Annotated in this window: 14 protein-coding genes; all 14 read right to left on the bottom strand. The window is 49.1% G+C overall.

The features are described 5' to 3' along the window. Window positions 1–92: 92 nt before the first annotated feature. Window positions 93–746, bottom strand: a complete 654-nt coding sequence (locus LKE53_04695) for a TIGR03936 family radical SAM-associated protein (protein ID MCH3972054.1) — start codon at window positions 744–746, stop codon at window positions 93–95. Next, window positions 730–2,577, bottom strand: a complete 1,848-nt coding sequence (locus tag LKE53_04700) for a TIGR03960 family B12-binding radical SAM protein (GenBank protein MCH3972055.1) — start codon at window positions 2,575–2,577, stop codon at window positions 730–732. Before LKE53_04700 ends, LKE53_04695 begins: the two co-directional genes overlap by 17 nt. A gap of 66 nt (window positions 2,578–2,643) precedes the next feature. Then, a complete protein-coding gene (locus LKE53_04705; GenBank protein MCH3972056.1) occupies window positions 2,644–3,243 on the bottom strand; it encodes a site-2 protease family protein in 600 nt (199 codons plus the stop codon). Then, window positions 3,240–3,539 (bottom strand): hypothetical protein, encoded by a 300-nt coding sequence (locus LKE53_04710; GenBank protein ID MCH3972057.1) that lies wholly within the window; start codon window positions 3,537–3,539, stop codon window positions 3,240–3,242. Before LKE53_04710 ends, LKE53_04705 begins: the two co-directional genes overlap by 4 nt. A 268-nt stretch (window positions 3,540–3,807) precedes the next feature. Further along, the gene (gltA, locus tag LKE53_04715) at window positions 3,808–5,208 is read right to left on the bottom strand and encodes an NADPH-dependent glutamate synthase (protein ID MCH3972058.1); all 1,401 of its coding nucleotides are present in this window, start codon (window positions 5,206–5,208) and stop codon (window positions 3,808–3,810) included. After that, on the bottom strand, window positions 5,201–6,049 hold the full coding sequence (locus LKE53_04720; GenBank protein ID MCH3972059.1) for a sulfide/dihydroorotate dehydrogenase-like FAD/NAD-binding protein: 849 nt from the start codon (window positions 6,047–6,049) through the stop codon (window positions 5,201–5,203). Before LKE53_04720 ends, gltA begins: the two co-directional genes overlap by 8 nt. 153 nt (window positions 6,050–6,202) lie before the next feature. After that, window positions 6,203–7,681 (bottom strand): stage IV sporulation protein A, encoded by a 1,479-nt coding sequence (spoIVA, locus tag LKE53_04725; protein MCH3972060.1) that lies wholly within the window; start codon window positions 7,679–7,681, stop codon window positions 6,203–6,205. 49 nt (window positions 7,682–7,730) lie between these two features. After that, a complete protein-coding gene (locus LKE53_04730; protein ID MCH3972061.1) occupies window positions 7,731–9,248 on the bottom strand; it encodes a DUF3794 domain-containing protein in 1,518 nt (505 codons plus the stop codon). A gap of 135 nt (window positions 9,249–9,383) precedes the next feature. Then, a complete protein-coding gene (spoVM, locus tag LKE53_04735) occupies window positions 9,384–9,482 on the bottom strand; it encodes a stage V sporulation protein SpoVM (GenBank protein ID MCH3972062.1) in 99 nt (32 codons plus the stop codon). Window positions 9,483–9,725: 243 nt separating this feature from the next. Further along, window positions 9,726–10,364, bottom strand: coding sequence for a thiamine diphosphokinase (locus LKE53_04740; protein MCH3972063.1), 639 nt, complete (start codon window positions 10,362–10,364; stop codon window positions 9,726–9,728). Next, the gene (gene rsgA / locus LKE53_04745) at window positions 10,361–11,248 is read right to left on the bottom strand and encodes a ribosome small subunit-dependent GTPase A (GenBank protein MCH3972064.1); all 888 of its coding nucleotides are present in this window, start codon (window positions 11,246–11,248) and stop codon (window positions 10,361–10,363) included. Before rsgA ends, LKE53_04740 begins: the two co-directional genes overlap by 4 nt. Before the next feature lie 2 nt (window positions 11,249–11,250). Further along, on the bottom strand, window positions 11,251–13,332 hold the full coding sequence (gene pknB, locus LKE53_04750) for a Stk1 family PASTA domain-containing Ser/Thr kinase (protein MCH3972065.1): 2,082 nt from the start codon (window positions 13,330–13,332) through the stop codon (window positions 11,251–11,253). A gap of 25 nt (window positions 13,333–13,357) precedes the next feature. After that, window positions 13,358–14,095: a Stp1/IreP family PP2C-type Ser/Thr phosphatase gene (locus tag LKE53_04755; GenBank protein MCH3972066.1), complete on the bottom strand. Its 738-nt coding sequence runs from the start codon at window positions 14,093–14,095 to the stop codon at window positions 13,358–13,360. Next, entirely contained in the window at window positions 14,088–15,110 is a 1,023-nt protein-coding gene (rlmN, locus tag LKE53_04760) for a 23S rRNA (adenine(2503)-C(2))-methyltransferase RlmN (GenBank protein MCH3972067.1), read from the bottom strand. Before rlmN ends, LKE53_04755 begins: the two co-directional genes overlap by 8 nt. Between the last annotated feature and the right edge of the window lie 7 nt (window positions 15,111–15,117).

Consider the following 15,117-nt stretch of genomic DNA (forward strand, 5'->3'; position numbering starts at 1 on the left):
TTGTCACAGAAAGGAAAATTTTATGTATGCAAAGAATTCATAATAGTATACCATAAATTTCTGTAAAAAGCACGAATGGGAAAAGGAGGAAATCAGGCAAAAGGCTGCATGGCTGCATTGTAAAGGCCAGTGCGTACAATCTGTGCGGGCTGCTCTACCTTTAAGTAAGTCTTAATACAGGAAATCAGCAGCGTCGGGCTGATATTGAAATTGCTGCCAGCGGGCAGGACTGTATCAATATGCACAGCATTTTTTTCTGCAGTTACTTTCGTGCGGTCAAGTTCCGGGTGCAGGTCTAAAGTCAAGACACCGTGTTTTGACTTTTTTTCTACTGGAAGCGGTTCGCGCGCAAACAAAGACGAGATATCATCTGCCAACTTCTGTGAATCCTGCGAAGGGATCTGTACCTGATAAGCCGCAAATTCAATCTCTCCCGGTTTCATTTTTGGTTCTGTTACTTCCAGTATATGAATATCGGGCGGCAAGACACGATTCATACGGTCAGCTATTTCCTGCCCTGCCATTTCCTCTTCCAGACGCAGATCCATACTTTCCCGCAGGCCGCTGACCCCCAGACTGAGCGGCAGCGCAAAAGTCATGTAAACGCGGGAATTAAAGCCCTGTGTATACCACAGCGGCAGATGTGCACGGCGCACAGCTCGAGTCATACAGCGCATAATATCCAGGTGCGAAATGAACCTTGCGGACCCGGTCTTTGAAAACCAGACTCTAATGTCTTTTTTCATAGCAAATGCCTCCCCCAAACTGAGCCGCGCCGCAGTTTGAGCAGGCCTGGCGGCAATTTGGCGTTGTCTTTACCGCATAGGCGCGTTTACATTCCTCTATTAAGAATGCTTTTGAAATACCGTAATCCATGTGGTCCCAGGGAAGGACTTCATCAAAGCTGCGCCGGCGGTTTGCATAAAAGGCCGGGTCTATTCCGCAGTCATGAAATACTTGAAGCCATCTCTCAAACGAAAAGCCGTCTTCCCAGCCATCCATTTTGCAGCCGCGGCGGTGTGCCTCCAGCAAAGCCGGGCCCAGCCGGCGGTCTCCACGCGCAAAAACAGCCTCGATCAGGCTGGTAGAGGCATCGTGCCACATGGGGTTGATCTTGTGCGACTTGACAGAATGCAGCATGTGCATCTGCTTTTCTTTCATCTGCTCCATGGTGTCCTGCGGTTCCCACTGAAACGGTGTATGCGGCTTTGGAATAAACGCAGAAGCGCTGACTGTTACTTTCACGCCTTTCCCTTTTCTACGCTCCGGATTTGCATAATAAGCATCCACTACTTCTTGCCCAAGTTGTGCGATACCCTCTACGTCCTCCATCGTTTCTGTAGGCAGGCCAAGCATAAAGTAGAGCTTAATGGTGCTCCATCCGCCGGAAAACGCGGTTTTTACGGTTTTCATCAGTTCTTCTTCTGTTACATTTTTATTGATAACATCACGAAGCCGCTGAGTGCCAGCCTCCGGCGCAAAAGTAAGGCCGCTGCGCCGCACCGTTTTGATTTTATCCATCACCTGCGGCTGAAAGCCGTCTACGCGCAGGCTGGGCAGAGAAATGCTGGTCTTTTCCGGCTTGGACCACAGAAGCATTCGGTCCAGCAGAGGATTGATCTGTGTATAATCGCTGGTGCTTAAAGAAGAAAGAGATACTTCGTCATAGCCGGTGCTTTCACACAAATCATGGCACTGCCTGTCCACAACTTTGGGGCTTTTTTCCCGTACCGGGCGGTAAAGAAAGCCCGCTTGGCAAAAGCGGCAGCCACGAATGCAGCCCCGGAACACTTCCTCTACTGCGCGGTCATGTACAATATCTATATAGGGTACAACGAATTTATCCGGATAAAAACTCGCGTCCATATTTAGCATCAGGCGCTTTTTTACCCGCGCCGGCGCACCGTGTGTCGGCGTAATGGATTTGACAGTGCCGTCATCATGATAAGCAATATTATAAAAAGCGGGTACATAAACGCCCTGTATCTGCGCTGCGCGTGTCAAGAATTCTTCTTTGGTTGCGCCGCTTTTCTTACATTCACGGTATAGGTCACAGACCTCAAGGTCGACCTCTTCCCCTTCGCCAAGGAAGAAGAGGTCGATAAGGTCGGCAATCGGCTCTGCGTTGCAGACACATGGGCCGCCTGCCACGACCAGATTCTTTAAACCCGTGCGCTCTCGCGAAAGCAGTGGCACCCCTGCAAGCTCCAGCATGTTCAGTACATTGGTATAACATAATTCATACTGTAAAGTAAAGCCGATGATGTCGAAATCTCCTACAGAGTCGCCGCTTTCCAGCGCATAAAGAGGCAGACCGGCATTTCGCAGTTCAGCCTCCATATCCAGCCATGGTGCAAAGACACGCTCGCACCAAAGATAATCTCGCGTATTCAGCTGACTGTATAGAATTTTCATGCCAAGGTGTGACATACCGACTTCGTAAGTATCCGGAAAACAGAACGCAAACCGGACTTCAATATCCTTTTTATCTTTTACAATACTGTTCAGTTCGCCGCCGACATAGCGGCCGGGTTTTTGCACACGGCTGAGCAGCGCTTCGGTTTCTTGATTGATCATGCAATCCTCCTGGGGCAGTTTTTGTTCACTGCGGTGCATTTATTATACCCCAGTTGTCGGGTTCCTTCAACCCTGCCCAAAGCGCTGCGGCTTCATCAGCAGCAAAAACAAAAGATAAAGTGCTGCCAGCAGCAAGGTTACATTCCAGCGCGAACGGAACAGCACAAAAAAGCCAGCGGCAGCAACCGGCACCAGCACAAAAAAGGAACAGATATGTACCGCCCTTTGCGCTTTTTCTCGCTGAAAGCGGCAACTGAGCAGGCTTAACAGCACCTGGCCGCCATCCAGCGGCTCAACCGGCAATAAATTGAAAACCGCTAAAACAGCATTTGCCAACGCAAAGAAGCGGCCGTTTGTGCTGAGTGGAAACCAAATTTGCCAAAGCAGCAGATTCAAAAGCGGACCTGCCGCAGAAACCACAGCGTCCGCAGCATAAGAAGCCGTAGCTGCATTGGCACAGATTTCAGCGCCAAATGCAGTCAGACGGATTTTCTGCGGCGGTCTGCCACAGAAAATCATGGCAAGCAAGTGCCCCGCTTCATGGGAAGCAGCAGCGCACAATCCCCAAAAAGCTGCACCGCTGCGGTCTGCCAACAGCAAAAATGTCACCAACGCAAAAAAAGGAACGGTCATTTCAATATGGCAGTGCCGGCATTTAAATTTCACCGTTTACTGCTGGCTGCAGAACCTGTTCCCTTCGCAGAACTGGAAGCGGCAGAGGCCGATTTTCCCTGCGAAGAGGTCGTCAATGAAGCTTTCGGTAAAATATCATAAAACTTTTTTTGCAGGTTCTCTGCTGAAAGATTCGGCAAAACAGATTTTTGCATTTGCTGTGTATACCACGCCTTACTTACCGAATATGCATGCCCGCCTACTCCATAGCGCAAGCCCAGTGCTGTCGCTAATGCCGCTGCACACACAATAACACGGACCCGCCACAAAATTTGTTTTCCTTCTTGCACTTTAATTCCTCCCGTCAAGATTCTGTTTGATAAATATGCAGCAGCATTTATAAACAGAACCCTGCAAAGCATTTTAAAAAGAGTACGGAAATCAAGTCACAGGCGGCTTTTGGCCGACAGGTGTATGACATTTGATTCTCTGTGAGCATGTATCAATGTTTCAACAGCCATCTTTTATTGGTTAGCTTCAGGGATTATACAGAAAAAGCACCGGCAGATAAAAAGGTCTGCCGGTGCTTTGTAATATTAGAAATTTTTAAGTTTCTACTTACTTATTTTTCTTCTGAATATACTCGTCAATCGACTTAGCCGCAGCCTTGCCGCCGCCCATCGCCAAAATAACGGTAGCTGCACCGGAAACCGCATCACCGGCAGCGTAAACACCTTCGCGTGATGTTTCCATCGTCTCATCATTTACGACAATGCAGCCCTTGCGGTTTGCTTCCAACCCTTTGGTTGTGGAGCGAATCAGCGGATTCGGGCTGTTGCCGATTGCCATAACGACACAATCAACAGAAGTTTTAAAGTTGCTTCCCGGAATTTCAACTGGGCGCCGGCGGCCAGAGGCATCCGGCTCGCCAAGCTGCATCTTTACACACTCAATGCCGCTGACATGTCCATTTTCATCCCCGAGAATGCGGACAGGGCTGGTCAGGAAATTAAAAATGACACCCTCTTCTTTTGCATGGTGTACTTCTTCTTTTCTGGCAGGCATCTGTTCCTCTGCGCGGCGGTAAACGACATGCACTTCCTCTGCGCCAAGGCGCAGTGCTGTACGTGCAGCATCCATGGCAACATTGCCGCCGCCGACTACTGCAACTTTGTGTACAACCGGAGACGGTGTATCGTACTCAGGTTTATATGCTTTCATCAAATTGGTGCGGGTTAAAAATTCATTGGCCGAATACGTTCCGACCAGCGCTTCGCCCGGAATATTCATGAAATTCGGCAAACCGGCGCCTGTGCCGATAAAGACAGCCTCATAGCCCATATCGAATAATTCATCGACTTCCAGCACTTTGCCGATAACCATATCCGTCTTGACTTCAACGCCTTTGGCTTTCAGTTCGTCAATTTCCTTTTGTACAATTTCTTTTGGAAGACGGAACTGCGGAATGCCATACATCAAAACGCCGCCTGCGACATGCAGCGCTTCAAGTACCGTGACCTGATAACCCTTTGCAGCAAGGTCGCCTGCACAGGTGAGGCCGGCAGGTCCGGCACCAACAACTGCAACTTTGTGGCCATTGAAAGTTGCTTTGGGTGCCGACACGGCCTGCCCTGCATGCTGCATGTGCCAATCGGAAACAAAGCGCTCCAGCCGGCCAATACCAACCGGCTCGCCCTTAATGCCGCGCACACACTTACTTTCACACTGTGACTCCTGCGGGCAAACACGGCCGCAGACAGCCGGCAGAGAGTTGGTCTGCTTGATGATCTGAAAAGCCTCTTCGTACTCGCCTTTTGTGACACACGCAATGAAATCTGGAATATGCACACCGACAGGACATCCGGAAACACAGGGCTTGTTTTTGCAGTTAAGGCAGCGCTGTGCCTCATTTTTTGCCATTTCTTCTGTATATCCCTCTGCCACTTCTGCAAAGTTGTGGCAGCGCACCTGCGGCGCCTGCTCTGGCATAGGTGTCTTTTGTTGTTGCATATTAGGCATTTTTCACACCCTCCATCAGCTTGCAGTTTTCTTCTCTGGCCATTGCACGCTCCTGGTCAAAGTATGTGCGGCCGCGCTTAATTGTCTCGTCAAAGTCAACCTCAAAGCCGTCAAAATCCGGGCCGTCCACACAGGCAAACTTTGTTTTGCCGCCAACCGTCAGCCGGCAGCCGCCGCACATGCCGGTGCCGTCTATCATAATTGGATTCATGCTGACAATGGTCTTAATGTTTTTCGGCTTTGTCACGCCGACCACAGCGCGCATCATCACCAGCGGGCCGATTGCCACAACCAGGTCGTAATCTGCGCCATTTTCAATATTTTCTGCCAATGCAGCCGTTACAAAGCCCTTATTGCCGTTGCTGCCGTCGTCTGTCATTAAAAACAGCCGGTCACTGGCCTCACGCATTTCATCTTCCAAAATAATAATATCTTTGTTGCGAAAGCCTGCAATCATATCGACTTTTGCACCCATTTGATGCAAAGCCTTTGCCTGGGGCCATGCAATAGCACAGCCGGCGCCGCCGCCAATAACTGCAGCACGGTGGTATCCCGACAGTTCGCTGGCTTTTCCCAAAGGTCCGACAAAGTCTAAGATTGCGTCCCCTACATTGAGCTGGTCCAGTTTCATGGTCGTCTTGCCAACGATTTGATAAATGATGGTTACGGTACCGGCTTCCCGGTCATAGTCTGCCACCGTCAGCGGAATACGTTCGCCAAACTCATCGACACGCAAAATAATAAACTGCCCTGCTTTTGCTTTTTTTGCAATAAAGGGGGCCTTTACAATCATGAGTGTCATAGAATCGTTCAGTTTGCGCTTACCTACGATTTGAAACATGATTTCACATCCTCACCAGTTATTTGCATCTCTGTGCTTAAGAATCAGCTGTACACAATGATTTTATTATATCTATCTTTCCATACAAAAGCAAGAAAAATCGGGTAATCAGCCAAACTTGACCGATTACCCGCTCTTTTTTTGAAAAATACATTACAAAATTATGCAAATCAGGCCGTTGCAGCCGTCGTTGATAATCCGCTCGATTGTTTCCCGCACCTTTTCGCGCGCGTCCTGCGGCATACGGTAAAGCTTGTTGTGCATCCCCTCATTGACAAGTTCATGCAGGCTTTTCCCGAAAATATTGGATTCCCAGATTTTCGAGGGGTTTTCTTCAAATTCTTTCAGAATGTATGATACCAGTTCTTCGCTTTGTGCCTCTGACCCGACAATCGGCGTAATTTCTGTTGTGATTTGTGTTTTCATCATGTGAATGGAGGGTGCGGTGGCTTTCAGGCGAATGCCGTATTTACCTCCTTGTCGCACAATACGCGGTTCCTCCAGCGTCAGCTCATCAGTTGCCGGCATAACAATTCCATAGCCGGTTTCCTGCACCGAATGATAGGCATCCTTGATTTTGTCGTATTCTTTCTGCATCCGCGCAAAGTTCATCATGCTGTCGAGCAGGTCTTCTTCTGTTTCCAGCGAAAGGCCGGTCTTTTCGCCCAGCACTTTATAAAACAGCGACTGCTCCAGTGAAACGGACATTCTGATTTTTCCTGTACCTAGATCAATACTGGAAACGGTGGCTTTCTGCACGTATTCGCAGGCAGAAATCTGCTGTGCCATGCTGCTGACTTCCCGAATGCAGCTTATTTTAGCGGCACTGTCACGAATTGCCTCATATACGGCTGCGCGCAGCCAATGTTCTTTTTCCAAAGTTGAAATCCAGTGCGGCATATCGATTCTAATCTCTTGTACTGGAAATTCAAAGAGAACTTTCGACAAAATTTCCCGAATACCGTCCTCTTCAAGTTCCAGACAGTTGACCGGCAAAACCGGAACCCCATATTTTGTTTCCAGCTGCTTTGCAAGCTCTTTGGTTCCCGCAGCAGCGGGGTCTGTGGAATTAAGCAGAACAATAAAGGGTTTATGGATTTCTTTAAGCTCTGTAATAACACGCTCTTCAGCATCCTCATACTCTTCCCGTGGAATATCGCTGATGCTGCCATCGGTGGTAACTACCAGCCCAATAGTAGAGTGCTCTGTAATCACTTTTTTCGTACCGATTTCCGCCGCCATATTGAATGGGACCGGGTCATCAAACCACGGCGTCATCACCATACGCGGGCTATCGCCCTCAACATAACCTAAAGCACTGGGCACTATGTAACCGACACAGTCGATTAAGCGCACCGAAAAAGTAGCGCTGTCGTCGATTTGCACTTTCACAGCCTGCTCTGGTATGAATTTAGGCTCTGTTGTCATAATGGTGCGTCCGGCGGCTGACTGCGGCAGCTCATCTACAGCTCGGTCTTTACGGGCCTCTTCATCAATATTGGGTATCACAATGGTATCCATAAACTTTTTGATAAAAGTAGATTTTCCTGTACGCACCGGACCGACAACGCCAATGTAAATATCGCCGTTTGTTCGTTTTGCAATGTCCCGGTAAATCGTGTGTTCTGCCATTTTCTTCCCTCCTGCGCTCATTGTGTGCTGCCTGCTGCAAACATATTTCTTACATGGGAATCAGCAGCATCCCCTGATTCTCTACGGTTTCTCCGGTAAGGCCGTTTTCCTGCTGAATGGCACCTACGCTGGTGCTGTAGCGGCACGCAATGTCCCACAGCTTTTCGCCCGCATCTGCAAAATAAATGCACAGCGCAGCGGGGTCCTTTTCTTTGGTGCGAGTTGTATCTTCTTCGATTTCCGTAATGAATTTAATGGTCTGCATTTCGTAAACTTCCGCTGTCAGCAAAAGCTCAGCCTTCATGTCAATTTCACCGCCGGTCAGGTGGTAGCTGAGGCTGAGTACACTGCCCTCTGCCATGCAGCGGGTATCGTACTGAATCTCGATTGGTTTCGCACAGGAAAATTCTGTAGAACGTTCAAAATAGAAAGGTGCATTTTCCTGGTTTAGTGCCAGCACACAGAGCAGCAATTTCCCAGTAAACTTCAGCTGGCCGTTTTCTACGGCCGCGGAAACCGTGCAGGGCTCACTCCAAAGGTCTAGAACCTTTGTAAGGCTGTTGTCACACTGTACCGTAAAGCGGTGCGAGCAGGTGTCGCTGACAATGCTGTTCAGACTTTCCAAAGTCTTTTGGCGCCGTGTAATGTTCAGCTCACAGGCATGTGAGTAAGCATCTGTCAAGGCCGCAATCGTCTTTGGAGCAAAGCAGGTAACAGCAGCCAAAAGATGCACATGTGTATCAAATGCAGAGGATTCTCCGCTGTAATCGGCGTGCACCTGAATTTCTACACCGGAAACATTCAGCTGTACCCGGCAAGTTGTCTCAGTAGAAATGCCCTCGCAGTCGAGCAGCTGCGTAAAGGGCATTACATATTCCATAAATTCTGGCTCAGCTGCCTCTTCTCCGGTACTGTAAAGGATATGCAAACGAATTTCACCTGCCGCCATGACCTGCCCCTGCATAGGCTCGGCCGATTTTAAAACAGCGCAGGTGTCAATGCGTAAAATTGTCTCTGCCGGCATTTTCCCCGGTGTAAGTTCCAAAGTATCCTCCACTGTAAAAGGCTGCTGTGAAAAGCTGGAAAAAGCAGTGCAGGTAAATTCTTTTTTCTGCTGCTCGGTATCTTTGTCATCAGAAGAAGTTACAATCTCCATGTCACTGCGTCCGCAGACCCGCGCACAGACAGAAAAAGCACCGTGAATATCCAGGCGGCGCGGGCTGGTTGGGCGGCAGTTGACATACTCCACCCTGGTAAATGCGGAGATTCTCGGGTTTTCTGCCGGCTGTTTGAGGGTAATTGCAGCAAGATAGGGACTTTCGGTCTCATAGCAGCGCACCGCCGTGCCACCGGAGTCCAGATAGTATACGCTGACAGCGCAGGTACCCTCTACTTCCAGCCGGTCGCCGGACACGCTGCGGGAAGTGATGCTCGGGCATACCTGGCACTTTAAAATGCGCTGTATATCCGGGCAGTAATCTGGCAGGCTGATGTCCAAATCGATTGGCTGCTCCTGGCAGCCGTCATAAATTGCTTCGCTTGCAGAAAGCACCTCACGGTTAAGCATATAAACAATCTCTCCTTTTCCTTTTCTGGAATATCATATTCCATTGGCAGGAAAAATATGACCTATCTATAAAAAAGCGCGGCCCGCTGTCTGTATCAATACAGACAGCGGGCCGCATACATTTATTTTTGCAGCCTACTCGTGCCGAGGTTCCGGCTGCTCTTTTTGAATATGGAAAAATTTACGCAGGAAAAAGCCGAGCACTTTAGGGCTGTGTACCACTACAATTTTCACAGAAAATCCCTCCATTATCCGCAGCGCCGGATAACCGATATGCCCAGACAAACCAAAAGGACTGCCACAATGAAGAAGATTAGCCCAACCGGGCAAAAAGAAGAGAGAACAAGCCCTACTCCAAAGGCTACCACACAGGTAGTTCCTTTTCCCTTCATACATTGCTGAAAGCGTCCGCGCATCGGCTCACCGCCTTTACTGGTTGATAACCCAGTATATACGCTTGAGAGAAATTCTGTGCTTTTATTTTTTGCTTTTTTCGCTGAGAACATAAATAATTACACTGCCGCCCAGCACGGTAATTGTCGCATCATCGCTCTCAATGATATTGCTTGTGCCAATTGGATTGTCAGAGCTGATAACACTTTCCGTCAGTGGATATTTCATTCCGGTATAAGTAACTGTAGCGTTGGGTACGCCAAACGGGTACACAGAAGCTGTGCAGCCTTTCATATCCCGCAAATGCAGCCGGCCGCCGGGCATAAAGAACAGTTTTTCATCGTCAGAGATAATGACGCCGTGGCCGCCGAGTTTGCTGATATACTGCAGAATAGAAACATTTGCATAAGAATGATCAAATCTGGCACCCAGCGCGCCAAAAAACACAAAGTCTTTATATCCCCTATGCATACCTTCCTTGACTGCGGCAAGCATATCGGTATCATCTTTTTCACGCATCAGGCGCACAGTCTCAAGGCCCTCTGGCGGTGCAGTCTTAAGAGAATCAAAATCGCCAATCAAAAGGTCCGGCTTGATTTTTGCAGCAACAGCAGTGTCAAATCCACCGTCTGCGCAAATGACAAAAGAACCTTCTGTAATCGAATCTTTAATAATAGATAAATTTTGTACGGGAGCAGAGCCAATAATGACACATTGATTCATTTTTTATAACATTCCTTTCTATCCTTTAATTCCTGATAGATTTCTACATAGCTTTCATGGCGTGACTGCAGAATTTCTCCATTTTCTACTGCCTGCAAGACAGCGCAACCCTTTTCACAGGTGTGCGAGCACCCCTGAAACTGGCAGCGGCCGAGATACGGCCGAAACTCCCGGAAGCAATTCTGCAGCTGCTCTTTTTCGATTAAGTGATAGCGCTCTGTACAAATAGAGGAAAAGCCGGGCGTATCGGCTGCAAGTCCCCCCTGCGGCAGATGAAGCAGCTCTACTTGACGGGTCGTATGCCGGCCGCGGCCGAGTTTGCGGCTGATTTCCCCTGTTGCAAGGGAAAGCTGCGGGTATAGTGCATTGAGCAGAGAAGATTTTCCCGCGCCGGTATTTCCGGTAAGCACAGTCACCTTTCCCGTAAGATAGGGCCGCACCTGCTCAATGCCGCTGTTCGTTGCCGAAGAAAGGATAAAACAGGGGAATCCGGCTTTTTTATAAATTTCATACAACCAGTCACCGCTTTGCAGATCTGTTTTAGAAACAGCGACCGCTGGCTCGATTTTTTGGTGCTCCGCCGCAGCAATAAGTTTATCGATCACCAGCGTGCTTGGGGCTGGGTCACAAACCGACACTACAATCAGCAGCTGATCAATATTGGCAACCGGCGGGCGCACCAAAGAATTCCTGCGGGGCAGGATTTCTTCGATATAGCCATCGTCCCCTTCAGGGCGGAATAAGACATGGTCGCCGACAACCGGCTTTTCACCTGTTTTGCGAAAACGCCCACAGGCACGACACTCTACGCTGTCCCCTGTTTCTGTTTCGACTTTGTAAAATCCGCTCAGACTTTTCAGAATCGTTCCTTTACACATTTTCATGCTTATGCCCCATCCTGTCCAGAAGACTGGGAAGAGGAAGACGACGCGGCAGGTGCAGAAGACTGCGGCTGATGCGACGACGAAGCAGAGCTGCTTGGGCGAGAGGAAACGCTTGGCGCAGAAGAAGCCTGTGAATCCTGATAGGTTCCCTGCCACGTAATGGCCCAGTTGCCTGTTGTAAAGTCTAGTTTATATTTCACATATTTCTGGCCGTCCAGCTCGACCAAAAGCTCTTTGGAACCGCTGCTGTCCTTAAACTGACCGGTCCAGGTATTGTTAGAAGAAGGATTGACAGCGGCACTGCCCTGCTGCACACCGTCCAAATAATAAACTAGAGAAACACTGTGCTTTACATTTGCCGGCAGCTGCACAACCACCTTAATTTCTTTTTCATTCTGCCCAGAGCTGTAATACACCGTAATCGTACTGCCTTTTGCAACAGAATTTCCCGCGGCAGGTGATGTGGAAACGACATAATTGGCTGGTTTGCCGGTGTTGTCCTGCGCAGCTACCGAAACTTTAAATCCAGCATTAGTCAGAGTATCTTTTGCACTGCTTACCGTCTGTCCTACGACATCCGGTACACTGACAGATGCCGGGCCGGTACTGATATAAACCGTTACGGTCTTTCCTTTTTCAATGGAAGTGCCCGCTGCAGGGTCTGTGGAAATCGCATTTCCTTTGTCTATGGTATCACTGGACTGCTCTTTAAAGGAAGCGAGAAGTCCGTTTTCTTTCAAAGTCTGCTCGGCAGTTGCCTTTGTCTGATTTGTCACATCCGGTACCATTGCGGTATCTTGGCTCTTTACAACCGTCAGCGTTACCTTAGAGCCCGCCGGCACAGCTGTGCCGGCGGCAGGGTCCTGCGCTGTAATGACACCGGCATCTTTTGTGCTGTCTGTCACATATTTAATAGTGAATTGAAAATTATTGGAATTATCAGCCTGCACTGTAGAAAGCGTTTTACCTACAAAATTTTCTAGTGTTACTTTTTTCTGAGACTTCAGCGCACCAGAAAGAACCAAAATTGCCGCTACAACCAAAAAAGCTGCAATGATGCCCGTCGCAATCAGCGGCGCCTTGTTGCGCGTTTTTTGTTTGACTTCCGGCTGTGTTTGGCTGTCGGCATTTCCGTCTTCGGTATAGACATAATCATCCCTGTACTCATTCTGAGGGTCTATATCCATGGTTGTGTCGGTATCCAGATATTTTGTCGGCTTGTCCCCGGCAAAGTATTCATAATGGAAACGCACACTGGGGTCCTGCTCAAAAATATTAATGTCCCGCAACATCTGCGCAGCAGACTGGTAGCGCTGCATAGGGTCTTTCTGCATGGCTTTCAGCGTGATTTCCTGCAGGCCCATCGGGATATCAGGATTGATTTCCCGCGGCGGGCAAGGGTCCGTCTGCAGCTGCATAATTGCGACAGATACCGCGTTTTCTGCCTCAAATGGCAGCTGGCCCGTGGTCATTTCGTACAACATGACGCCGACGGAATAAATATCCGCCTTTTCGTCTGTCAAGTCGCCGCGGGCCTGTTCCGGGGCAATATAATGCACAGAGCCAATGGCTTTGTCGGTCATGGTGCGTGTTTCGCTGCGAGCAAAGCGGGCAATGCCAAAATCGGTCACTTTAATGTGACCATTTGGCAAAACCATAATGTTCTGCGGCTTAATATCGCGGTGAACAATACCGCGCTCGTGTGCATGCTGCAGTGCCTGCAAAATTTCTGTTGTAAAGTGCAGGGCCTTGTGCCAATCCACGCCGGGCTGCTGGTCAAGGTACTGCTTGAGCGTAATACCATCGATATATTCTTCAACAATATACTGAATTTGGTCGCCAAAGCTGACATCGTAAACTTTAACGATATTGGGATGAGAAAGCAGTGCAATCGCTTTGCTTTCATTTTTAAAGCGCCGGATAAATTCTGCATTGTGCAGGTATTCATCTTTTAAAATCTTAATTGCAACCACACGCTGGTCCAGGGTATCGTACGCGCGGTAAACAAGTGCCATGCCGCCCATACCGACCAACTCATGGATTTCGTATCTGCCGTCCAGGCGTTTCCCAGTATATTTATCCATTAACCGAAGTCACCTCTCCCGCGCGTCAGTTTTCAATGATGGCAACGGTGATATTGTCGCTTCCGCCGCTATCTTTGGCCTGGCTGACCAGCTTTTCTGCAAGCTGCTGCCCGGCATACTGCTGTGAAAAAGAATAGAAATCTTCTTTTTCAATGTAATTTGAAAGGCCGTCTGTACACAAAAGCAGCAGGCTGCGCCCCTCAAACGGGACCTCGTTGTAATCCACTTCTACAGTAGGTTCAATCCCCAAAGCACGTGTAATAATGTTTTTCTGAGGATGAAATTTTGCCTGCTGCTCTGTTAAATCTCCACTGTCGACTAGCTCCTGCACAATGGAATGGTCGGTAGTTACCTGCCGAATACCGTCAGGAGTAATTAGGTATGCACGGCTGTCGCCGGCATGCGCAATATGTGCAATGCCATCATAAACGATTGCCGAGACAACCGTGGTACCCATACCGTGCAGTTCCTCTTCTGCGCACGAGCGCTCGTAAACCGCCGTATTGGCATTATAAACTGCCGCGACCATCAGGTCGCGTATGGAATTGTCACTGTAAGACGGATTCCCCTGAAAAAAGCTGTGATACTGGCGCACCATGGTTTCCACTGCGATACTGCTGGCAACATTGCCGCCATTGGCGCCGCCCATACCGTCACAAACAACGGCCCAGGCAATTCCGTTAGCAGTCAGGCCGCTTCGGCAGGCATCTTGATTTGACTCGCGCACCAGCCCAATATCTGTTTTATGACATACTTTAAACATGGGACACCTCTTCTTGCCTTCTGCGCCGCAGCTGGCCGCAGGAAGCATTGATATCTGACCCCAAGGTACGCCGCACAGTCGCGGTGATTCCATGAGACTCCAGAATATGAATAAAACTTTCTTCTCTCTCTTTTGAACTTTTTCGATAGCTGGTACCTGCTACGCTGTTCACAGGAATCAAATTCACATGGCACAGGGTGCCCTCCAGCCTGGCGGCAAGCTCCCTGGCACAGGCATTGCTGTCGTTTAGTCCTTGTATCATAGCATACTCAAAAGAAACCCGCCGTCCTGTCACTTTTTCATAGTAGCGGCAGGCTTTCAGCAGCTCTTCTATAGAATATTTTCTGCTGACGGGCATTGTCTGCTGCCGAATACTGTCATTCGGCGCATGCAGCGAAACGGAAAGCGTAAGCTGCAGCCGCTTCTCTGCCAAGTCATAAATGCGGTCAACTAAGCCGCAGGTGGAAAGAGAAATGTGCCGCATGCCAATATTCATGCCGTCCGGGTCTGTAATGAGCGATAAGAAGCGCAGTACATTTTCGTAATTATCCAGCGGCTCACCCATACCCATAAGCACAATATTGGAAATGCGGGCCGCGCCGTCGCGCTGGGCTGCCTGTACCTCGGCCACCATTTCACCGGCAGTCAGATTTCGGGAAAAGCCGCTTTTGCCGGTCGCACAAAAGGAACAGTTCATTTTACAGCCAACTTGCGTAGAAATGCAGATACTGCGCCCGTGATGATAATCCATCAGCACAGCCTCTACCAGCTCTCCGTCGTGCATCTGGAAAAGGTATTTGCGGGTGCCATCAATTTTAGAGACCAGTTTCTGTGCAATCGCGGCATCTGCTATGTAGCAGCGCTGTGCCAGAGTCTGCCGCAGAGATTTGCTAAGGTTGGTCATTTCATTGAAATCCTGTACCCCGATTTTTTGCAGCCAAGAAAAAGCCTGCTTTGCACGGTAGGCAGGCTGCCCAAGCTCAGCAAAGAGTGCCGAGAGTTCTTCCTGGTTCATTGACCGA

Source organism: Oscillospiraceae bacterium (assembly GCA_022483045.1).
GTDB lineage: Bacteria > Bacillota > Clostridia > Oscillospirales > Acutalibacteraceae > Caproicibacterium.

Bases quoted from the DNA above. Each gene is read 5' to 3' on its own strand.
- LKE53_04695 (MCH3972054.1), bottom strand. From the start codon at position 746: ATGAAAAAAGACATTAGAGTCTGGTTTTCAAAGACCGGGTCCGCAAGG.
- LKE53_04700 (MCH3972055.1), bottom strand. From the start codon at position 2,577: ATGATCAATCAAGAAACCGAAGCGCTGCTCAGCCGTGTGCAAAAACCC.
- gltA (MCH3972058.1), bottom strand. From the start codon at position 5,208: ATGCCTAATATGCAACAACAAAAGACACCTATGCCAGAGCAGGCGCCG.
- LKE53_04720 (MCH3972059.1), bottom strand. From the start codon at position 6,049: ATGTTTCAAATCGTAGGTAAGCGCAAACTGAACGATTCTATGACACTC.
- spoIVA (MCH3972060.1), bottom strand. From the start codon at position 7,681: ATGGCAGAACACACGATTTACCGGGACATTGCAAAACGAACAAACGGC.
- LKE53_04730 (MCH3972061.1), bottom strand. From the start codon at position 9,248: ATGCTTAACCGTGAGGTGCTTTCTGCAAGCGAAGCAATTTATGACGGC.
- LKE53_04740 (MCH3972063.1), bottom strand. From the start codon at position 10,364: ATGAATCAATGTGTCATTATTGGCTCTGCTCCCGTACAAAATTTATCT.
- rsgA (MCH3972064.1), bottom strand. From the start codon at position 11,248: ATGAAAATGTGTAAAGGAACGATTCTGAAAAGTCTGAGCGGATTTTAC.
- pknB (MCH3972065.1), bottom strand. From the start codon at position 13,332: ATGGATAAATATACTGGGAAACGCCTGGACGGCAGATACGAAATCCAT.
- LKE53_04755 (MCH3972066.1), bottom strand. From the start codon at position 14,095: ATGTTTAAAGTATGTCATAAAACAGATATTGGGCTGGTGCGCGAGTCA.
- rlmN (MCH3972067.1), bottom strand. From the start codon at position 15,110: ATGAACCAGGAAGAACTCTCGGCACTCTTTGCTGAGCTTGGGCAGCCT.